The 21,143-nt window shown below is 43.4% G+C and carries 24 protein-coding genes; 2 read left to right on the forward strand and 22 right to left on the reverse strand.

Annotated elements, in window-relative coordinates:
- Positions 1–326: 326 nt before the first annotated feature.
- Entirely contained in the window at positions 327–938 is a 612-nt protein-coding gene (locus CEF21_RS13880) for a YphA family membrane protein (protein ID WP_123917309.1), read from the reverse strand.
- Between the two features lie 123 nt (positions 939–1,061).
- Here CEF21_RS13880 and CEF21_RS13885 point away from each other — a divergent pair, with 123 nt between their 5' ends.
- Positions 1,062–1,196, forward strand: coding sequence for a YpzI family protein (locus CEF21_RS13885; protein WP_123917311.1), 135 nt, complete (start codon positions 1,062–1,064; stop codon positions 1,194–1,196).
- A 61-nt stretch (positions 1,197–1,257) separates the two neighbouring features.
- On the opposite strand, the gene fni is transcribed toward CEF21_RS13885, so the two are convergent.
- The 20 genes from fni to CEF21_RS13980 all read right to left on the reverse strand — a co-directional run bounded on the left by fni (position 1,258) and on the right by CEF21_RS13980 (position 19,985).
- Positions 1,258–2,307 carry a type 2 isopentenyl-diphosphate Delta-isomerase gene (fni, locus tag CEF21_RS13890; protein WP_123917313.1) on the reverse strand — a complete coding sequence of 350 codons (1,050 nt, stop codon included), beginning with the start codon at positions 2,305–2,307 and terminating at the stop codon, positions 1,258–1,260.
- Positions 2,308–2,319: 12 nt separating this feature from the next.
- Positions 2,320–3,468 carry a 30S ribosomal protein S1 gene (rpsA, locus tag CEF21_RS13895; protein ID WP_123920250.1) on the reverse strand — a complete coding sequence of 383 codons (1,149 nt, stop codon included), beginning with the start codon at positions 3,466–3,468 and terminating at the stop codon, positions 2,320–2,322.
- Positions 3,469–3,618: 150 nt separating this feature from the next.
- Complete coding sequence (locus CEF21_RS13900; RefSeq protein WP_123917315.1) at positions 3,619–4,200, reverse strand: lysophospholipid acyltransferase family protein; 582 nt, start codon at positions 4,198–4,200, stop codon at positions 3,619–3,621.
- 5 nt (positions 4,201–4,205) lie between these two features.
- Positions 4,206–4,877: a (d)CMP kinase gene (gene cmk, locus CEF21_RS13905; protein WP_123917317.1), complete on the reverse strand. Its 672-nt coding sequence runs from the start codon at positions 4,875–4,877 to the stop codon at positions 4,206–4,208.
- Between the two features lie 79 nt (positions 4,878–4,956).
- Entirely contained in the window at positions 4,957–5,130 is a 174-nt protein-coding gene (locus tag CEF21_RS21330) for a DUF5359 family protein (RefSeq protein ID WP_164462194.1), read from the reverse strand.
- Between the two features lie 51 nt (positions 5,131–5,181).
- On the reverse strand, positions 5,182–5,841 hold the full coding sequence (locus CEF21_RS13910; RefSeq protein ID WP_123917319.1) for a flagellar brake protein: 660 nt from the start codon (positions 5,839–5,841) through the stop codon (positions 5,182–5,184).
- Between the two features lie 122 nt (positions 5,842–5,963).
- Positions 5,964–7,313 (reverse strand): germination protein YpeB, encoded by a 1,350-nt coding sequence (ypeB, locus tag CEF21_RS13915; RefSeq protein WP_123917321.1) that lies wholly within the window; start codon positions 7,311–7,313, stop codon positions 5,964–5,966.
- A 15-nt stretch (positions 7,314–7,328) separates the two neighbouring features.
- Positions 7,329–8,255: a spore cortex-lytic enzyme gene (gene sleB, locus CEF21_RS13920; RefSeq protein WP_123917323.1), complete on the reverse strand. Its 927-nt coding sequence runs from the start codon at positions 8,253–8,255 to the stop codon at positions 7,329–7,331.
- A gap of 456 nt (positions 8,256–8,711) precedes the next feature.
- On the reverse strand, positions 8,712–9,368 hold the full coding sequence (gene prsW / locus CEF21_RS13925; protein ID WP_123917325.1) for a glutamic-type intramembrane protease PrsW: 657 nt from the start codon (positions 9,366–9,368) through the stop codon (positions 8,712–8,714).
- A gap of 84 nt (positions 9,369–9,452) precedes the next feature.
- Positions 9,453–10,424 (reverse strand): asparaginase, encoded by a 972-nt coding sequence (locus tag CEF21_RS13930; protein ID WP_123917327.1) that lies wholly within the window; start codon positions 10,422–10,424, stop codon positions 9,453–9,455.
- Positions 10,421–11,392, reverse strand: a complete 972-nt coding sequence (locus tag CEF21_RS13935) for a YpdA family putative bacillithiol disulfide reductase (RefSeq protein WP_123917329.1) — start codon at positions 11,390–11,392, stop codon at positions 10,421–10,423. The genes CEF21_RS13930 and CEF21_RS13935 overlap by 4 nt, the downstream gene beginning before the upstream one ends.
- 124 nt (positions 11,393–11,516) lie before the next feature.
- A complete protein-coding gene (locus CEF21_RS13940; RefSeq protein ID WP_123917331.1) occupies positions 11,517–12,788 on the reverse strand; it encodes a Glu/Leu/Phe/Val family dehydrogenase in 1,272 nt (423 codons plus the stop codon).
- A gap of 245 nt (positions 12,789–13,033) precedes the next feature.
- Positions 13,034–13,618 (reverse strand): genetic competence negative regulator, encoded by a 585-nt coding sequence (locus CEF21_RS13945; RefSeq protein ID WP_123917333.1) that lies wholly within the window; start codon positions 13,616–13,618, stop codon positions 13,034–13,036.
- Between the two features lie 122 nt (positions 13,619–13,740).
- Complete coding sequence (locus CEF21_RS13950; RefSeq protein ID WP_123917335.1) at positions 13,741–14,658, reverse strand: MerR family transcriptional regulator; 918 nt, start codon at positions 14,656–14,658, stop codon at positions 13,741–13,743.
- A gap of 100 nt (positions 14,659–14,758) precedes the next feature.
- On the reverse strand, positions 14,759–15,535 hold the full coding sequence (locus CEF21_RS13955) for a metallophosphoesterase (RefSeq protein ID WP_123917337.1): 777 nt from the start codon (positions 15,533–15,535) through the stop codon (positions 14,759–14,761).
- 19 nt (positions 15,536–15,554) lie between these two features.
- Positions 15,555–16,013, reverse strand: coding sequence for a DUF2663 family protein (locus CEF21_RS13960; RefSeq protein ID WP_123917339.1), 459 nt, complete (start codon positions 16,011–16,013; stop codon positions 15,555–15,557).
- Positions 16,014–16,115: 102 nt separating this feature from the next.
- A complete protein-coding gene (locus tag CEF21_RS13965) occupies positions 16,116–16,886 on the reverse strand; it encodes a LysM peptidoglycan-binding domain-containing protein (protein WP_123917341.1) in 771 nt (256 codons plus the stop codon).
- A 4-nt stretch (positions 16,887–16,890) separates the two neighbouring features.
- Positions 16,891–17,478 carry a CPBP family intramembrane glutamic endopeptidase gene (locus CEF21_RS13970; protein WP_123917343.1) on the reverse strand — a complete coding sequence of 196 codons (588 nt, stop codon included), beginning with the start codon at positions 17,476–17,478 and terminating at the stop codon, positions 16,891–16,893.
- Positions 17,459–18,937: a RecQ family ATP-dependent DNA helicase gene (locus tag CEF21_RS13975; protein ID WP_164462195.1), complete on the reverse strand. Its 1,479-nt coding sequence runs from the start codon at positions 18,935–18,937 to the stop codon at positions 17,459–17,461. Before CEF21_RS13975 ends, CEF21_RS13970 begins: the two co-directional genes overlap by 20 nt.
- Positions 18,938–18,944: 7 nt before the next feature.
- Positions 18,945–19,985, reverse strand: coding sequence for a YpbB family protein (locus CEF21_RS13980; RefSeq protein WP_123917347.1), 1,041 nt, complete (start codon positions 19,983–19,985; stop codon positions 18,945–18,947).
- Positions 19,986–20,252: 267 nt separating this feature from the next.
- Here CEF21_RS13980 and CEF21_RS13985 point away from each other — a divergent pair, with 267 nt between their 5' ends.
- Positions 20,253–20,501 carry a ferredoxin gene (locus CEF21_RS13985; RefSeq protein WP_123917349.1) on the forward strand — a complete coding sequence of 83 codons (249 nt, stop codon included), beginning with the start codon at positions 20,253–20,255 and terminating at the stop codon, positions 20,499–20,501.
- 51 nt (positions 20,502–20,552) lie between these two features.
- On the opposite strand, the gene CEF21_RS13990 is transcribed toward CEF21_RS13985, so the two are convergent.
- Entirely contained in the window at positions 20,553–21,128 is a 576-nt protein-coding gene (locus CEF21_RS13990) for an ECF transporter S component (protein WP_123917351.1), read from the reverse strand.
- Positions 21,129–21,143: the final 15 nt, after the last annotated feature.

Below are 21,143 nucleotides of genomic sequence, written 5' to 3' on the forward strand. Positions count from 1 at the left end.
TCTGCTTGTATTAAACGAATTTATTATTAATACGATCATATCATTTCAATCTTCATTAAATAAACCCTTCATCAGTTTTCGCAGAAGGGCATTCAAACCTATCATATCAGCTTTTCTCTCAATAAACAATTTAATGTCGAACATTTAAACCGGCCGCCGCGGGATTCAGGACAATGGCCGCTTATGCAGCCCAGCATCTTAATTGCCAGGCTGATTTTACCGGTTTAGATGAAATCGTTACCCAATGGGCTTTTTTTAGGTCTATCTATTTCTCATATTTTAATGCAAAGCCTCTGCAGCCGTTATTAGGGGTTGCCTCTTTAGCGTTATGAGGCATTTCTGCTTTGTCTGGGCCTTATTTGCTTCTGGAATATCGGATTCCCTATTTTAAGCGTGTATTCAATCAGCATCCATATACTAAATCCCGCCATCCCCAGCAGGACAAAATCCAAAAACCAAGCCTCTCCTAGCTGTATGGATCCTGAAATAGGAAATATTATCCCTTCATACAGCAAATCACCATTGCAGCTGGCAAGCAGAAACAGCGCAAGTTTGTCTGAACCGTTTTTTCCGATGAACCCTGCTGAAATAAACATGATCGAAAAAAGTAGGAAAAATGGACTAAGCGTAAACCAGACTGGATCAAAAAGCTGCATAAGTTTAAGACCAGCAAACCCACCAGTCAGGCCTACAGCCGCCAGCATAAAACGCAGAGACCGGTGCAGATTGTGGCGAACCGTCCATCCATATGCTGCTGCAGACAGCAGGAAATAAGCACACCCTGCTGTGCCGAAGGGTATGTGATAGGTAAACTGCTCAGAAATAATGAGAATTAAAAAAAAGAAAGACAAAAAAGTGCGGACAAGCGTCTTTTTCATTAAAAACGTATACACAATCCACATTGACCAGGCAACCCAATAAAAGATTATTCCTTCCATCGTGACCTCTCCTTTCCCTATCATTATGGAAAGAAAAAGTCTTTTTTAATCGGCTGTCCGGCATTTATGAGTGATTTATCAGAACTGAAGCAAACTACCAATAACTGAAAGGAGGTTATAAAGATGGGAAAAGATCGTCAGGAAAAGAAACTGAAGCAAAGCAGACGAGTGGAATCAGACCGCGACCAAGCTCTTGAAAACAAGGGGGCTACTGGTCTTGAGAGTCCGGAACAGTCGAGGGAAAGAAACAGAAAATAAAAAATAAGCCTATACGGCCCGATAACCTGACAGGCATCGGACCGTTATAGGCTTTCCCTTTTTATCTGCGGCTGAAAGCAGATGTATGGTATCCTCTTTCAGAAAGCCAGTGATGAGTAGTTCCAGAAAGGATAAGGGGAACGTTCTGCAAATCATGGATCGTTGAGGCACCAAGGGCGCACATGATCCATTTAAACTCTTCATGAAGAAGTGAAAGTTCTTCATAAAGTCCATCTTCTCCCTTTTCAGTCAGAACCGATAGCAAGCTTCCTGCCATTCCGGCAGCTGATGCACCAAGGGCAATCGCTTTTGCTGCATCGAGTGCGTCCTGTATTCCGCCTGAACCGAGAATACTTGCGTTCCCAGCAGAGGCGGATCCTTCTACAATGGACACACTTGTCGGAATTCCCCAGTTATTAAAAGCATGCAATGCACGGCTGCGCCGTTCATTTTCAATTTGTGAGAAATTCGTTCCGCCATACCCGCCAACATCAATCGCAGTCGCGCCGGTCCCGATTATTTTTGCTGCGGTTTCGGCACTCATACCAAACCCTGTTTCTTTAACAATGACCGGAACTCCTGCATGGTGAACGATTTGTTCGATGCGCTTTAGGGCCCCTCTAAAATCACGGTCCCCTTCAGGCATAACCAGCTCCTGAATAACGTTCAAATGAATTTGAATGGCGTTTGCCTCAATCATATCAATTGCTTGTTTAGCTTGATCTACTGTAGCCTCACTGCCTAAATTGGCAAGAATGATACCGTTTGGATTTGACTTGCGTACGATTTCATAAGATGGCCTTTCATCGTTATCACGGATGGCCGCCATTTGTGATCCTACTGCAATCGCCATTCCAAATTGTGCAGCCGCCTCTGAAAGGGCTTTGTTGATTGCTTCGGTTTTGCTGCCGCCCCCGCCTGTCATCGCGTTGATGAAAATAGGCGAACTTAAAGCAAGTTCGCCTATGTTTACAGATATATCAATATCTTCAACGGTTGAATCAGGCAGGCTGTTGTGCACAAACGTGACGTCGTCAAACCCGCTTTGCCTGCTTTGCCCAGTAGACAATGCATGATTTATATGATCTAGTTTGCGTTTCGCTCTGCTCAAGAATCATCACCATTATTTAAGTTTTTTTAATTGATCGCCAATCATATCGCCTAAAGAAAATCCTGAAGACTCTTCTTTTGGCTGATAATTTTTATAATCCGTTTCATCGGCTTTTTGAGGCTCTTCCAGCTCTTTCATGCTTAAAGAAATTCTTTGTTCATTTTCATTAACATCCAGCACCTTCACACTGACTTGCTGTCCTTCTTCAAGAACTTCCTGAGGCGTGCCGATGTGCTTATGGGAAATTTGTGAAATATGAACAAGCCCTTCTACACCTGGAAGGATTTCGACAAATGCACCAAAGCTGACAAGACGTTTGACGGTACCGTCTTTCACATCTCCTGCTTTGACCTTATCTGAAATTTCAGCCCACGGTCCAGGTAAGGTTTCTTTAATGGATAGTGAAATTCTCTCATTGTCGCGGTCTACTGACAGCACTTTTACAGAAACCTTCTGTCCCTCTTCAACCACATCGGAAGGTTTATCCACATGCGTATGGGAGAGCTGGGAAATATGAACAAGTCCATCAACTCCGCCGATATCAACAAAGGCACCAAAGTCTGTCAGGCGCTGAACGGTACCTTCAAGCACTTGATCCGCCTGAAGGGACTCAAGAAGCTCCTGTTTTTTATCAGATGTTTCTTTTTCAAGAACCGCTCTGTGAGAGAGAATCACCCGGTTCTTTTCACGGTCAAGCTCTACAACCATAAGGGAAAGAGTTCTCCCTTTATAATCCGCGAAATCTTCGACAAAGTGTGTTTCGACCAGTGAAGCAGGAATAAATCCTCTCACGCCTAGGTCGACAACAAGCCCGCCTTTAACGACGTCTTTGATTTCCGCTTCAAAAATCCCTTTTTCTTCATATTTTTTCTCAAGGTCATCCCAGGCCTTATCCGCATCTACTGCACGCTTGGATAAAATAATGGCCTCCTCTTCTACTTTGGAAACTTTCAGTTCAAGTTCATCGTTTTCCTGAACAGCATCTGAAGCTTTCTCGATATGAAGGCTGGAAAGCTCACTAATCGGGATGATTCCCGTATGCTTGCAATTGTCAATTTCGACAATAACCTGCTTTTCCTCAACCTTTGTTACCGTACCTTTTACGATGTCTCCTACTTCAGGTACAGCCACTTCCACGTTATTCATTTCCCCATTGTTCATTTCATCTACCATTCCATTTACCTCCTTGGTCAAAACCTGCGCAACTTTGATATATGTATGGTATTTCATTCAAATAAACGAATGAAATGAAAACCCCTCTTTGTACTAACTTCTAATAAATGCTACTTTTTGTCAAGTCAAAACTCTTGCTTACTGATGTTTTTCGAGCAATTCCCCAATTTTATTCATGATAACCCCGGTCATCTCATCAGCAGAGACTTTATTTTCCCGGTATTCACTGACATTAAGAGGTTCACCAAAATAAATCCGCACTTTTCTGAAAGGCTTATACGGACCTACCACTGCACAAGGGACGACAAGCGCATTTGAACGAAGAGCGAAAAAACCGGCACCGGCAAGGCCTTTGCCAAGCTTTCCGTCTTTACTTCTAGTTCCCTCGGGAAACAAACCTAAAACCTCTCCGTCTTTTAAAATTTTCAACCCTTTTCTTAATGCTTCCCTGTCGCTCAGGCCTCTTTTCACAGGAAAGGCTCCTACTTTGATCAAAATTTTGCCCAGTACAGGGATTTTAAACAGTTCTTCTTTTGCCATAAAATGAACCATTCTAGGAGTACATGCTCCTACAATTGGAGGATCCAGGTTATCGATATGATTGCTGCATAAAAGGACGGAACCTTCTTTTGGGAAGTTTTCCGCTCCATGTACTTCCATTCTGTATATAGGTTTAAAGATCACTAACACTAAATTTTTCCCAAATTGGTATAAGGACATTCCTATCAGAGCCTCTCTATCATCAATTCTTTAATCCGGTCAACCACTTCAGCGATGCTGAGCGATGTCGTGTCTATTTCAATTGCATCATCGGCTTTTTTTAACGGAGATACTTCTCTTTCAGAATCCAGCTTGTCCCTGCGTGCGATCTCCTTTTCAAGCTGCTCCAGGTCTGAATCGTATCCTCTGCGGAGATTTTCCTCATGTCTCCTTTTTGCCCGTTCTTCAACCGATGCGAGTAAAAAGACTTTTACATCCGCATCCGGCAGGACATGCGTTCCGATATCCCGGCCATCCATAACTACCCCGCCGATTTTTGCCATATCCTGCTGCCTTCTAACCATTTCTTCCCGGACCATCCGGTGCATGGAAACAGCGGAGACCTGATTGCTGACTTCACTTGTACGAATGGATTCTGTCATGTCTTCCCCGTTGACGACCACCAGCTGATAGGATCCATCGGGAACGAGGGAGATCTCCATAGAATGAAGAAGATCCATGAGCCCGGCTTCATTCTCTGGATCCGCTCCAGTTCGAATTGCTTTTAATGTAAGGGCTCTGTACATAGCCCCAGTATCAATATAAATATAGGAGTAGTCCTTTGCTACTTGTTTTGCGACAGTGCTTTTACCCGCTGCGGCAGGTCCATCTATTGCTACTGATAGTCTTTTTTTCATGCTTTTTCTCCTTCTGAGAGTAATAGATTCGTTGCAGGTTCGCAGCAAAAAAGAATGCAGAGCGGCATCTGCAAACAGTTTATTTAAACGTTTCAAGCCATTCACTGACAGTTTGTCTGTTTACGCCCTCATATCTTACAGCTTTAGAGACGTAGGGCTTAAACGCCGGCTGCTGCATAATTGCCTGTGCGGCAATCAGTGCGGCCAAATGAAAAATAATCAATCGCACTAACATTCTTTCTGCTCGCTTCAATCCTCAGCACTCCCTGCCTTTTTTTAAAAGTATGGGTGCAGGAGGATATTCTTATTCATAGGCAGCTTCTTTTTTCCTGTGAAGGATTTGCTGATCAAAACAATAGCGGACAATTTTTTGCTGATCTGTCTCGCTCACGTCATGAAACTTAATAGTTGCCTTCGTTACGCCAGAAGAGTCTTCTATAATCCGGATGGATTCTGAGTCGATTGTCACATAGCTTATCGTCCCATCATTTAACGGCATCGCCATCCAAACGATCAGCTGCTCCTTCTCCTTCAAGCCGGCGTTCTTCGGAAGGATAAGGCTTGCACCTCCCGCGCTTAAATCGGACGTGACAGTGACAAAAGGTTCAAACGCATTGAAGGGGGAATGGACAGCGACATTTACATCTGTATCTATTCTTACATATTGTCTTCTCTGTATTTTAACCAGATCGCGCGGATCCGGCTTTTTAAGAATAATGACAGGAATGTTTTCTTTTTTTCTTCCCATTACGGCGGTTTCAAAGCGGTAAGGGTTTTGATCAGCTCCGACAATCAGGCAGGAAAGCATCGCTCCGTTCATAATAAAAGCGGTTTTTCCTGTTTTCTCGTTAAGAGGGTAGTCGATGGAGAATGTCCCCTCATCAAGGGATACGATTTTGCATTTATATACATCACCAGGCTCATCGGTCAGCTCCAGCGTCAACAAATTCCCTATCTCAAGCATTTCATCACTCTTTTCAAATCGGTCTATTCTATTTTGTTCCCACACTTTATTAAATCATGGAATAAGAAAAAGGAAAAGTCTCGACTTTTCCTTTTTCATCCCATCTTCATAATGGTTTAGCATTATAGTTCGTTAAAGATCGGCTCTGCGTTTTTCAATTTTTCCACTTTCTCTTCCATTCCTGAATCTGCGTTAATAAACATTCTGTATGTGTCTTCATCAATGGTTCCAAGGAACTCATAGCATAGCACCTCTTCGCCAAGTTCATTAGTAATGACAGCCAGTCTGCTTTCCTGGATCATGACCTTCTGGTTAATTTTCTGTCTTGCCTGGTCTTCTTTTAAACTTGGTTTTGGAATATCCCTTTTCCGGTGAGCAGCGAGAAAGTCCTTTGCAGAAAAGCCGATAATTTGTCCATCATCAAGTGCGACCTTGATTCTTAAAGTATCCGGGTAAAGCAAAATCCCGTTTTCATTCGGCACGTAAGAAAAGACTCCAATGTTATCATACTGAGCACTTTCATTTAATACAAGATCTTCCGTCTCGAAACCATGCTTCTTTAAAAAGGAAACGGCATTGTTTGAAGCATCGTTCAAACTGATATTTGCTTCCTTTACATCCCTGCTTTGAATGAGCCAGATTGGATACCCGCCTTTTTTTGTAATATCCATATACAGATCAGCTTTATGCTTTTTGTCATACATGGACACACTGTAAAATTCGTATCCGGCGCCCTTTCCGCTTTGAGTAACTTTAGCCTGATTGGTTTCAGTGGATGCAAACTCTTTCGCTCTCTGCTTTGCCTGCTCTGCTGTAATATCCTTCCCTTTCAGCTGCTCAAAGCCTTTCTCTTTCGTTTTCATGGAAGTGAAACCAGGTCCGAAGTCTGTTTCTGAATAGGCGCTCACATTATTTTCAACCGATTTAAACCCATCGACGATTGTATTATCCTGCTGTTTTTTCCCGGATGCGAGAGCAAGCTCCACATCCATCCAGCGAAGGTTCTTATCGAGAACCATATGCTGAACGTTCCTCAGCTCATTTTGGATATCTGTGGATTTTCCATAAAGGGCCTGCAGGGAAGCGTATTCGTCTTTGGATAAAGGTTTGTTTTCCAGATCACGAATGGCCGCTCTATAGCTGAAATCTCCTATACTTGCCAGAAATTCTTCGGTTTTATTGAATGGGAGGAGGGTTAAAGGAAGCTGCCCCACATCATTATGTGCCTCCGAAGTAATTCTCCAAACTTCTGCAAGCGCAGGTGAAAGGGATTCCCTGGAATTCATCGCCAGGGTAGTCCCGATTTTGTCATGCAGCTGATCCATTTGATAGGACAAATCATGGAATGCACGCTGATAATTGTTCTCTGCATGAATCAGAACTGCGTTTTTTTCCTGGTGTTCCTTATAACCCCAGTATCCGGTACCAATCACGCCAATTGCAAGAAATGCAATGATAATTCCGCGTATCACTGGATAACCCCCTTCTTATTTACAGAAAATATGTTTTCCGATTTGTTTAATCTGCGGTCTGCCCCATATCCATCCGCTAGTGGCGGTATCCGGATTAAAGTAATACAACGCATTTTCCGTCGGATCCCAGCCGTTAATCGCATCTAATACAGCTTTTTTCGCCTGAGCATTCGGTTCTAGCCAAATCTGGCCGTCAGCAACCGCTGTAAATGCCCCCGGCTCAAAAATGACTCCTGAGGCAGTATCCGGGAAAGTCGGACTTTCAATTCTGTTTAAAATAACCGCAGCAACCGCAACCTGTCCCACATAAGACTCTCCGCGCGACTCTCCGTATACAGCATTTGCCATGAGCTGGATGTCATTTTGAGAATAGCCCGCCGGCATATTTACCGCCGTATTTTGGGATTTCTGCTTTTGTGCAGATGGTGTTTTGCTTGGGGCTGGCTTATTATTGGTTGAACCCTTCCCCTGATTTTGTGCGATTTTTTTACCGTTTCCCTGATTTTTAGTCCGCATTTGCTCCCTCAGCTTTTTGGAAGGACCCGTTTGTTTTTCCAGCGGCATTCCGCCGTAATGCGTAAAATCCTTTCCTTTTGCGAGCTGAAGATGAACAAACCGGTCATTAAAATCTGACTGATTGACAAGTTTCTGCTTGGTTGTTAACCCGACAAGGCCATCAACATTCTCAAGCCCGTAATCATGCTGAAAATTTCTGACAGCCCAATACGTACTCCATCCATATACCCCATCGATTTTCCCGTGGTAATATCCTATATACTGGAGCCTGGCCTGTAGTTCAATGACATCATTGCCTACCGCCCCCCGCTGGATGACTTGCTGTGTAAATGCATTTGCCCTAGGCTGATCTTCGTATACGAAAGACGCCGTCAGAATGAAGGTAACTGAGAAAAGTACCATCCATGCAAAACGAATTCTGTTCATGATGCTGCCTCCTATGATATGGATGATTTTTGTTACATGTATTTTTTGTAGTGAATGGCATTTTATTCATGAACTTTTTATTGGGATTACATGGGAATAAGGAAGATGGAGGTAAAGACCGGACGATGCCCTGTGAAAACCCCGCTGCTCTAAGCAGGAGTCTCACGCTTTCCGCTTCAATCAACAGGGTTTAAAAATCATTAACATGCTTTAACATAGCGAATAAAAAAACCGAACGATTATTTGAAACTCTGGTATAGAGCTTCGTAATCGTTCGGTTTTTATTGTTTTTCATGCTTTCTTTAAAACCGCTGTTAAACTTGGCTGTTGATTTCCTCTGCAGTCGTTCGCTCCAATCAACAGGTGTTAAGTAGCAAAAGCATGCTTCAACATGGCCTTTTCAAAAGGAATATTCGGCTTAAGGACAACAATTTTAGTTTTGTCCCAACCTCTCCTTTAATGAATATGTTTTGCCATACGCGCCTGTTTGGCTTTATGCAGCGCAAACCACCAAAGGAAAAGCATAAACGGCAGCATGATGACTGGCCAAAATTGATAAGCAGATAAAATGTAATCGTATAGCCCATGCAGAATGACAGGAAGTGCAAGACTGAGTATGAGCCATTTTTTCTTATCCTGAGGATTTTGAGTGAATTTGCTTTTACCGAGGTAATAGCCCATGATGACACCAAAAAGAGCATGGCTTGAAACAGGAAATACTGCTCTGCCCATGGCAAACTCCAGTCCATTTGCGAAAAGAAACAGAATGTTCTCAAGAGTAGCAAATCCTAAAGAGATGGAACTGCCATACACAATCCCGTCGTAATGCTCATCAAAATGGACATGCGGATAAATGGCAACCAGAAAAATGAACCATTTAAAAAACTCTTCCAAAAAACCGTAGGCGAAAAATATGTGCAGAAATTCGTTCGGCCACACCTTTTCAACGTCCATTATGTATTGGATAAACATGAGAGGGAAAACAAGAATCATTCCGAAAATGAAAGCCCGGATGACCATATAAATGGGCTCTGTTTCAAATTGATCTTTTAAATAAAAATAGCATAAAATGGCAAGACCAGGGGCGAACCCTGCCGAAATGGCTGCGATCATACGGAAAGCCTCATTTCAAGTTTTGTCAATTGCATCCAATTACATCGTATCATGTAATCCGGCAATTGAACATGTCCTGCGGACTTAGAAGGAATCGAAATCTTCCTGTACCGCAAACCCTTTGCTTGAAAGCAATACCCCCAGCTTGATTCTTGCTTTTTTGCTGTCATAATCTCCTCCAAGCAAAACTCCCTTGCGCTGAAGATCTTCTGCGCTCCCTGCGTAACTATACGTCGGATGAACCTTTCCTTCTTCTGCACTTGTCGTCACCACGACCGTAATGCCCGCTCTCAGAGCCTCCTCAATTGCAGGCACCATGAATGGAGTAACCTGCCCCCTGCCTACCCCTTCAATAACAATTCCTTTGGCACCGGCTTGAATGGAAGCCTGAATGAACAACCCGTCCTGCCCTGTATGGGATTTAATTAAATCAACCCGCGGAAAAGGGCTTACAAGATTATGCTGGTCTCTCCTGATCGGTTTCTGATAGATCGATACCCGGTCATTATCGATAATCCCCATATAGCCGTAGCCGAAGGACTCAAATCCCTGAAGGTTGGAGGCATGAACTTTTTTAACATATTTTGCTGAATAAATCCGTTCATTAAAGACAACCACCGCACCTGCATCTGCCAGGGCATCATTTGCCGCAGCATAGATGGAATTGCGGAGATTCGAGTATACATCCGTCCCGACATCATGAGGGGCTCTTTGAGAGCCTGTAATCACGACTGGTCTTTTGTCGCTTATGGTTAAATCCAGAAAATAGGACGTTTCTTCCAGGCTGTCCGTACCGTGGGTGACGACCATTCCCGACACTTCTGGATCTTCAAATTCTTTCAAGATGATTTCTTTTAATTCATTCATTTTCTCCATCGTAATATGCATGCTGGGCATCTTCATGACATCAATGACTTTTACTTCAATCTCCTCCGGCAGCCTGCACAGTGCAGCCAGTTCTTCGCCGGACAGCTCTCCAGATGAAAGCAGACCCTCTGCAATCTCCTTGCTCGCAATGGTACCTCCCGTTGTAAGCAAAAGAACTTTTTTCTTCAATTGGACTCCCCCTTTTTTATTGCATCCGCAATGATTCCCCCATGAAACCGGCCATTTTCAATGAAGATTTCATTTGCGTTGTTTCCTGCAGCGAGCACTCCAGCTATAAAAATGCCCTGCACATTTGTTTCCATCGTTTCCGGGTTATAGATCGGCCTGCCCGATTCCGAATCCACTCCGATGCCCATGCTTTTTAAAAAATGGTGGTCAGGATGATAACCGGTCATTGCAAAAACAAAGTCATTCGGGATTCTTTTTATCGTTTCACCGATTGTGTATACCAGTTCATTTTCGGTAATTTCTGAAGCACAGGCTCCAAATTCCATCTTAATAGAACCATTTCTAACGAGCGCCTCAAACTCCGGGAGAATCCATGGTTTTACACTTTTTGAATACTCATTCCCTCTGTAGAGAACCGTCACTCTTGCACCGGCTTTTACAAGCTCTAGCGCAGCATCAACACTTGAATTCTTTCCCCCGATCACAGCCACATCCTGATCAAAATACGGATGCCCCTCTTTAAAGTAATGGAATACTTTCGGCAGGTTTTCGCCAGGGATATTCATATAATTAGGATGATCGTAATAGCCTGTCGCGATAATAACATGCTTTGCGCGATAGCTTGTTTTAGAGGTTCTCAGCGTAAATGTTTGATCCGTTTCTTTTTGTACTTGCTCCACCTTTTCAAAGGGGTTGATTCTAAGGCCTTTCCTCTTAACTACAGACCTGTAGTATGCGAGTGCCTGATTTCTGACCGGCTTTCGATTTTCGGTAATAAAAGCCACATCCCCGATTTCCAGCTTCTCACTCGAGCTGAAGAACGTTTGATGGGTCGGATAATGGTAAATGGCATTAACGATATTTCCTTTTTCGATGATCAGCGGATCCAATCCGATGTTTTTGCATTCAATAGCCGCCGACAAGCCGCATGGGCCGCCGCCGACAATGATTACATTTTCTGTCTGCATAAATGGTATCACCCCTATAGGACCTGCTTCGTGTGAGCTTCTCTCAATCAGAAGTTCTCTGAAGGTAATAGATAAAAAAATCTCCTATCTAATGATAGGAGATTTTCTGTGAGCTTGCAACGGATTAAATCCAGCCCCTGAATCTGCTGGCCTCGGCTGTTTTGCGAACGCCGACCATATAGGCTGCGAGTCTCATATCCACTCTTCTGTTCTGAGACGTTTCATAAATATTATTGAATGATTTCACCATTACTTTTTCAAGCTTTTCTTCTACTTCCTCTTCGGTCCAATAATAGCCTTGATTATTTTGCACCCATTCAAAGTAAGAGACCGTTACTCCCCCCGCACTGGCCAGTACGTCAGGCACGAGCAAAACGCCGCGGTCGCTTAAAATTTGGGTCGCTTCAAGCGTAGTCGGGCCATTTGCTGCTTCCACAACAATGGACGCTCTGATATTATGGGCGTTTTCTTCTGTAATCTGATTTTCTATTGCAGCCGGTACAAGAATATCGCAATCCAGCTCCAGAAGTTCTTTATTTGTAATTGTATCATTGAAAAGTTTTGTTACGGTGCCGAAGCTGTCTCTTCGATCGAGAAGATAATCGATATCGAGTCCATCAGGATCATACAATCCGCCATATGCATCGGAAATCCCGACTACTTTCGCTCCTGCATCGTGCATGAATTTAGACAGGAAACTTCCCGCATTGCCGAATCCCTGAACCACTACACGGGCTCCTTCAAGTGAAATCCCTTTCCGTTTTGCCGCTTCAAATATGCAAATCGTTACCCCTTTGGCTGTAGCCGATTCCCGGCCGTGAGAACCTCCGAGAACAAGGGGCTTGCCTGTAATAAAACCTGGAGAATTAAATTCATCAATCCTGCTGTACTCATCCATCATCCAGGCCATAATTTGGGAATTGGTAAAAACATCCGGCGCCGGAATATCTTTGGTCGGTCCGACAATTTGACTGATCGCCCGAACATACCCCCGGCTCAAGCGCTCAAGCTCTCTGAAAGACATGTCCCGCGGATCGCAGACTATGCCGCCTTTCCCTCCGCCGTATGGCAAATCTACAATGCCGCACTTAAGACTCATCCAGATTGAAAGCGCTTTAACTTCGGTTTCCGTAACATTTGGATGAAAACGGATTCCGCCTTTTGTTGGTCCGACTGCATCATTGTGCTGCGCACGGTAGCCCGTAAAAATTTTAACGGAACCATCGTCCATGCGGACAGGGATTTTCACAGTCATCATTCGAATTGGTTCTTTCAGCAGTTCGTACACTTCTTCAGGATAGCCCAGCTTCTCAAGGGCTTTATGTATCACCGTTTGGGTCGATTTTAACACATCATGCTTGTCATGATTATTCTCGGTGTTTTTCTCGGCTACCATAAGTAAACCTCCTAATGTCAATCAATTGATATAGACGGCCTTTCAGACAATAGTATACACCTTCAATGTTGTTATGCAAAGACATAATGGCTGTTTTGAGGGGAAATTTTGACATAGAATTGCGAACGGTTCCAGCAGATTGAAATTTCGGATTGTAAAAATTTCCGGGACGTGCAGACGAGAAAGATCCCATTAAAAATAAAAGCCGGAAAGTCCTTTGTTTAAAGGCTTTTCCGGCTTTTTCGCTAAAAATAATAATTGAGCTGGCGAACCGCTTCATCTTCCATAATGAGCTTGCCATATTCATGGAGCCTGTGAAGGGTAAGTGTTGTCGAACTTCCGAATTCCGCCAGTACAGCGATAACCGTTTCGATCTCGGCGGGTGCATAATCATCTAAATGAAGGAAGTATTTCTGATTATAGAAATAGACGGCTCCCTGAGTCAAACCTATAAGATTCAATGCTTTAGACAACTGAATGAGATCCTCGAATGTTTGAAATTCATAGACAATGTCTATGCTCTCATCGAGTTTAACCTGCATTTCAATATAATCGTCTGCATATTCTTCCTCTTCTTCTTCTGTTTCTTCATTGCTTTTCGTTACAATAACTACCATCCCCTGAGCCTGGAGAGAAAACACTTCCACAGCAAGAGATCCGTGAGCCTCAAAGCCAAGTTCAAGGCTTGCTTCATTCATCATATCTTTGAAGAGCTGATGCACCTTGAATGAATCCTTCCACAGGTCTTCCTTAGTCAGACCGCGATCCATAAGATCGTCAATCGTGAGAAATATCTTGATTTTGTTATAATTAAGGCGCTCCAAACGCATCTCTTTCCCTCCTGCCGTAAAACCCTTACCATGTAATTATTGTATGATTTACAAGTAAGATGGTTCGTTATTTTGTTAACAGTTTACAACGGCATCGAAAAATAGACAAGTTTATTCCCTTGTTATTGAGCAAGCTTCTCTTTCAGCCAGATCTCCCATTCATGATTGGAATCTCCAAGAAGAAAATCCTGATAATCATCCCTCTTGTCCTCTTCCATCAATTGGAAAGCGGTGCCGCCCAGTCCAATCTGAAGATCTGGAAATCTTTCCTTAAGAGTATTTACGGTTTCAAGAGTCCCATTAATATTTTTTGTTAACGTACATGATAAAAAGAGGAATTTGGGACGCACCTCTTCCAATACAACAGGAAGATCGTTTTCTGCAATACTGGATCCTAAGTAAATGACTTCAAAACCTCTTCTCCGTAAAAACAGAGTAAAAATGAGCAAACCCATTTCATGCCATTCACCTGGTCCGCATACAGCAATGACCTTAGGGAGAAGTCCGTTCACCGGGAGGGTATGAAGAATCATTCCGATTCTGGACCTCAAAAAGGAGGTGGCAAAATGTTCATGGGCCGTCGTAATTTTTCCCTGCTCCCACAGATCCCCTACTTTGGCCAGAACATGTCCGAGTATATCAATCATTACCTTATCAATTGAATATAGACTGAAGGCCCGGTTCATCAGTTCATGAGCCAGATTTTCATCAAACGCCAGCAACGCTTTTAATAGGTCATCCATCAGCTCAACAGAACGGTCTGAAGTCTGTTCAGGTTCCAGTAAGCCATCATTGACCGGGAGACCGTTATTTTCAAGCAGATGAACGGCCTGACTGATTGAAAAACCTTTATTCACCTTATTTATGAGCCATTTTAAAATCCGGATATGGTCTTCTGTATACAGCCGGTGGCCGGATTCATTCCGGACTGGAGCAATCATCTGATAGCGTCTTTCCCACGCTCTCAATGTACCGGGCTGAATCCCCAGCATTTTCGAAACCGCTTTAATATTATATTTACCTTCTTCTGGATTTGGCATTGTCAATCCTCCATCACAGCACAATGACACATACATGCAAAAACTTCTTATCTGAATTATATCTAAATGAACACCTTGTGTAAACTTTGTATAAGTATTGTTAATCAACTTTTTTAGACGTTATGGTAATGAAATGTGCTTCTGAACGGGCTCCGAGCCGGAGTGGCAGCTGTGTAGTCCCATATCCATTGCTGATAAGGTGATCTCCAAACTCCTTCTTATGAAATTTCCCCTTTTCATATGGCCCAAAACCGAATAGACGGATCTGCCCGCCATGAGTGTGTCCTGATAATGCAAGCTGAATCCCAGAGCCCTTATCCAGCTGTCTTTCAATTTCCGGGTTATGGCAGAGTAGGATCCGGAAATCAGCCTCCTTCGATTTAAGTAAAGCAAGCTCCAGCCTGTCCCATTTAAATTTCAGCTCGCTCACTCCGACAAGCTGAACATTTCCGGGTTTGTCTTTTGCAATCGGGAACGAATCATTTTCCAGGAGAATAATCCGTTCTTCTTCCAGTACTTGCTTAAGTGCCGAAAGGCCGGCTTCCGGGTCATTATTCCCTAGCACCATAACGGTTTCTCCGTATGTCCTGAGCATGTTTAAATTTTTGCGGGTTCTTTCAAGCGGAACTCCTTTTTCCGTTAAATCCCCGCCTATGCAAATCAGGTCCGGTTTATGAGGCATCCGGTCCAGCAGCTTGCCTGATATCCTTCTTCTGTGTATGTCTGAAATAAAAAGAATACTCAGCTCTCCCTTCTCTAACGGGAAATTGCCATACTCCAGATGAAGGAAAGCGAGGCGGTTCTGATGTGCCTGCATAAACATATAGGCCAGCATAAAAAAGCCTGCCAGCACCACTCCCAAAAGTAATAATCCCATAAGACCACCTGACTTCTGCTTATTTGCTTTCGTAGAAAAGATTAATGTCAAATTCACTTTTCATGATTTGAAATACGGCCGTTCTTTTTTTCCAATGATAGGGCTGAGGCCACAGTTCGCCGCTTTTTCGGATGACCTCGCAGCGCAGTGTGTGAAATTCGGCTTCCGCTTTTTCTTCCTTTTTTTTAAAATATAGGGCCGTGGCATAGATTCCTGCAATGGCCACAAGGAAATACAGATGAAATGATTCGTTTACAAATTGGGAAAGCACCTTGGATAAGCTGTTATCACTTGTCAGTACCACCGCTTTATAAAAGTAAAGCATAAAGGCAAGCACGCAAACAAACGCTGCAAGCTGGAAAGTCAGAACCTTTTGTTTCAATCGGTCAAATTTTCTCTTTTTCTCGACCAGCCCCTGCAGCATTTTTTTTGTCGGTTCATCTGTAACGGGATCCAGTCCTTTAATCGCTTTTTCCATATTATCACCCTGAATTCAGTCTTTCTTTATACTTATTCGCCATAAAGACAGGGTATGTAATGACAGAGCTAAAAAAATCTCCGTTCACCTGAACGAAGATTATCATTGCTTTAATGGAATTTCAAGTACTTGTCCGGCATAAACCTCATCAGCTGACAGCTGATTATAATCTTTAATAATCGCTTCTCCTTCTCTGCTTTTAAAATATTTCAGAGAAATGCGGAATAAGTTTTCATTCGGCTTTACGACATGTTCAACCACTCTGTCCGAGTTTGCTTTTTCATCGTCTCGTTCTGCTGATGGTTCTGCTTTTACAGCTGGTTCAGCACGCGTATCCGCTTTACCGGCCGGTTCAGAGGGAGCACTCTTTTTCTCCCCTCGGTCTGGGGAGGCTTCAGATGCACCTGTAGACGGTACCGGAGATTCCTGTTTTTCCTCTCGTTCTGAATCCTGTCCGGTAACAGGAAGAGAAGCAGCCAGATTGTCCGATTCGCTTTCCTGCCTGGCACCGCTGCTTTCTTCTTTTGGAGATTCTGCCGGATCTGATCCTTCAGTGGACTTTCCATCCGTTTGATTGTTATCAATAATAATGGAGTCATAATCTTTTAGTTTCTGTCCATTGTCTACTGTCGTGCCGCCATCATAATAATAGGTGATAAATAGAAAAAGGACGGGCAGCAGAATAAAACACAGCGCCAGAAAGCTGATGAGAGGGTATTTAAGCTTCACTTTTTTCTTGCTGTCCTGAGTGCGTTTTCTGGATCGGTGGATTTCGGTTCTTGATGGATATTCTCCATTCCTGTCTTTCAAATCTGAAATGGATTGCTTTCTCGGACCTTCAGCATGTTCCGGAGAATACATTCGCTTTCTCATCGCGTTAAGATTCACCTCTATTAAGATACTTTTTCCTGATCTGGACGCCAAATATAAAATCAATCAGAAAATGGGCAATGACGGTAGTAATCAGATTGCCGGTCAGATCATATAGGATACCTATCAGCAAACTAACCGCCGTAACCATAGAAAATAAAAGAATTTTAGATAAATAACGGATATGAAGGACAGAAAAAATAATGCTTGCCGCCGCCAAACCAAATTCGGTTTGCAGGACACCCCTGAACAGCCACTCTTCTGTCATAGCTATACATGCAGCCATCAGAGCGATATGGGGAATGGAGCAGCTTCTGAAAAGCTTCTCATTGATGCCCCCATCGTCATACCATTCAGCAGGAGCCGTTTTCACCATCACCCAGTTTGCGCCGATTACACCAGCTGCAAGACCGGCTCCGTATAAGATATCCGGTATATTAAAGCCTATTGTCTCTGCAGGCGCAAACATATTCCCAAGAAAGATGAAAGATGCCGCGAGTCCGGCAATGGCTAATATCAATTGAGTAAGGTACAGCTGCTGAATCATCTGGCGGTCTGACAGCGCATGAATCACATCATTTTGTTTTTTTAACAATCGGTTCACTCACTTTAAACATCGTCATCAGCTCTTTTTTCCAATCGCCCGCTTCTTCAAAACAGGATGATTGCCTTGTTTGGCCATAATAGGCAGATTCCTCAGCGCCGCAGTGGTCGCAGCAATATGAGGTGAAGGACGGATTTTCGCTTTTTTCACCGAAATGAGCCAAAATTCCACTTCTTCTGCAAGCATCTGTCGAATACCATTTTATCATATCCCTTAGCTTTTCGGTCTTATTTTGGTGACGCTCCTGAATTTTCTTCCAGATTTCTGCGGTTTTTTCATTCAGCCCGAGTCCCTTTAATTTTTCTGCATGGTGAAGGATAAACCGTTCATGGGTCTCCTCAATTTCGATCTTATATGTACCGGAATCCAGTGAAGATAGATAGGCTTGAAGTTCATCGAATGCGGGCAGTTCTCTTTCAATCATAAAGAACGGGAGCTGCACATCCTCTTGATCATATAAAGTGACCGCAATAGCAGGGAGTCCATCGCGTCCGGCTCTTCCGGTTTCCTGCATATAGGCGTCCATCCTGGCCGGCATATGAAAATGGATGACATACCGGATATTATTTTTATTCACGCCCATGCCGAATGCACTTGTGCAGCAGACCATATCCAGCTGGCCATTTATAAACTGCTGCTGAATGAGCATCCGCTGCTCATTTTCCATTCCTCCATGGTAATAAGCCACGTTCCCGGACGTTTTCTCTTTAAGAAAAGAAGCGATCTTTTCTGTCCATTGCCTGCTGGCGCAGTAAATAATTCCCGGCCCCTCCAGATGTCCGGCAAGCTCTGAAAGCTGACTCATTTTATCCTCGAGCCCTTCTGTTCTTTTGACCACTAAAGCGATATTCGGCCTGTTGACCGAATGTAAGTGCAGCGCAGGATCAGCCAGTTCCAGCGAAGATTGAATATCCTCTAATACCTCTTTTGTTGCCGTGGCAGTCATAGCTAAACACGGCGCATCATTTAACTCCGCTCTTGCTTTTCCGATTAGCGAATAATCGGGCCGGAAATCGTGCCCCCATTGTGAAATACAGTGGGCTTCATCCACAACAAATAATGAAATATCAATTTTCTTAAGGGCATTTAATATCCATTCACTGCTCAGGCTTTCAGGAGAGAGAAAAATAAACCGGTACTCAGAAAGATGATGCAAGGCAATCCGCCTTTCTTCATAAGGCAAAAAGCTGTTCAGAGCAATAACCCTTTTTTCCCCGTTTATTTTTAATTGAGCGGCCTGATCCTCCATTAGCGCAAGCAGCGGGGAGATGATAATGACAGTCCCCCTCATTACGTAGCCGGGAAGCTGATAGCAAAGGGACTTCCCTCCTCCGGTCGGAAGCATCGCGATCACATCTCTGCCAGCTAGTAGATCTTGGATGATTTCCTTTTGACCTTCCCGGAACGTATCATGTCCAAAAAATTTTTTTAAGACCTCTTGAATATCCATTTGCCATTCACCTCTTTGCTCCTGCCATTCCAAGCCTGATCTGAAAGTAGCTATAGTTCCCATCCAAGTGGTCTTTGATTTTTTTCAGCTGTTTCGTTTTCAGCTGTCTGACGGCCAGCAGGATTTCTTCCTTTTCAGAAGGAAGAATATAGGGAGTCAGATCAAAATGCGCATCATGCATGGCGATTTCTACTATATGGTCTTCTATGGTACTTTGCTTTAGGTTTCTGATTCTGCCTGCAGATTCCTTGTCGATACCCTGCAGAAGCAAACGATGTGTTCTTTTGGCTGATTGAGTGAGGGGCAGGGCATAAGACTGCTCCTCTGTTTTCAGCATTGATAAAAGAGGGAACGTTTCAGATGTACACCGCTCAAGAAGCCCGTGCATCAGACCCCAGAAACAAATCTCTAAATACACAGAATCTCTGTCAAGCCTGTCTTCCAGCTGCATATATGTCAGCCCCGCACGGGATGGAGTTGTGAGGCGGAATACAAACAGCTCAGCCAGGAAATCCTCTTTATCCGATAAAAAAAGTTCCAGCTCTTTATATAATCGCGAAGAGAGTTCCGATTTGCTCACATTGCTGGATAATACAAACTTTTTCACCCATAATTGCGCCTCATCGTCAGCGGTAATAGGAAGAAAACGGGATTGCTTATGAATCAAATGGGTAATGGTCTGAACGAGAAGCGACAATTTCGTCCAAGCCTCTCTCGCCTCTTTACCAAATTTCCAGCTGTTCAATTCAGATGGAACCGGCATAATGGATAGGTTTTTTTTCAGAACCTCTTTGCCTTGTCCGGTAAGAATTCCCTTCTCATTGATGAGCCCTTCCATCTTTAGGCTTTTGCATGCCTCTTCAATTTTATCCCGGCTGATTTGCGGGAATAGGGAAAAGAATCCTGTGAGTTCAAACAGCTGCATATCCTGAAGTGTTTGGGATGTTTTTTTTCCTCTCAGCAAATGATAAATGGCTGAAAAAGACCTTTCCCCGTTGAACCGGTCCAGACACAAAAGAGAAATATATGAATATCCTGTCACGATCATTATGAATCACCCGCACTTTGCAAAAGCATTTTCTCCATTTATATTCTAGCAGATTTTTCACAAACCGGAGACGTTTAAAGCTCCTGCAAAAGGGTATTGTAAGAACGGGAAATGCAGATATGATAAGTATTCTCAATGGATTTTTTTATTGAAATGTTCATACAACATCTATACAATAGGTATAAGTTAAGGACTTCACATCCGGAACACTGAGGATTGCCGGACGTCAAATCGTTCAGTCCTAAGAAAGATCAGGAGGTATGTTTTATGGCAAAGTATACGATTGTTGATAAAGACACATGCATTGCATGCGGAGCTTGCGGAGCTGCAGCACCGGATATTTATGATTACGATGATGAAGGGATTGCATTCGTGACACTTGATGAGAATCAAGGGATCGTTGAAATTCCCGAGGTTTTAGAAGAGGATATGATGGACGCTTACGAAGGCTGTCCGACAGATTCCATTAAAGTTGCGGATGAGCCATTCGAAGGCGACGCACTTAAATTTGAATAGAAACACTAAAAATCCCCCGGCTTAATCAGGCCGGGGGATTTTTTTATAGGATCATCCGGTTTGGATGGATTTCTGATCAAACCAGGATTTCATTCTTATATAAACCATTGTGAAAATCGCAGAAACCAGGATTCCCTTAATCAAATTAAATGGCAGGATCCCGATTATGATAAATTTGTAAATCTGTTCAGCGTTCATTTGCGGCATCCCCATAAAATAAGTGTAAACCGGGAGTGCAACATAATAGTTAAACACGGACATCAGTACAGCCATTGAGAGGATGCCTGCACTTGCACCCATAATCAGGCCTTTCACCGTCTGGTTCTTTTTATAAACAAACCATGCCGGCAAAATCAAACATGCACCTGCTATGAAGTTAGATGCCTGATCAATAGGAATCCCCGTGCCGCTGCCCTGCAGAAAATAATGAAGAACATTTTTCAATGCTTCAACCAGAAGTGCTGAGCCCGGTCCAAAAAGGATCATAGCAGCCAGTGCCGGAACATCACTGAAATCGATTTTTAAAAACGCACTGCCCGGATAAGGAATTTCGAGCATCATCAGTAAGTAAGCTATACTGCTTAATACCGCTGTAACCACTCTTTTTCTTAGTTTGCTTTGTACCATTGCTGTTTCTCTCCT

The organism is Bacillus sp. FJAT-42376 (assembly GCF_003816055.1).
Taxonomy (GTDB): Bacteria; Bacillota; Bacilli; order Bacillales; family Bacillaceae; genus Metabacillus_B.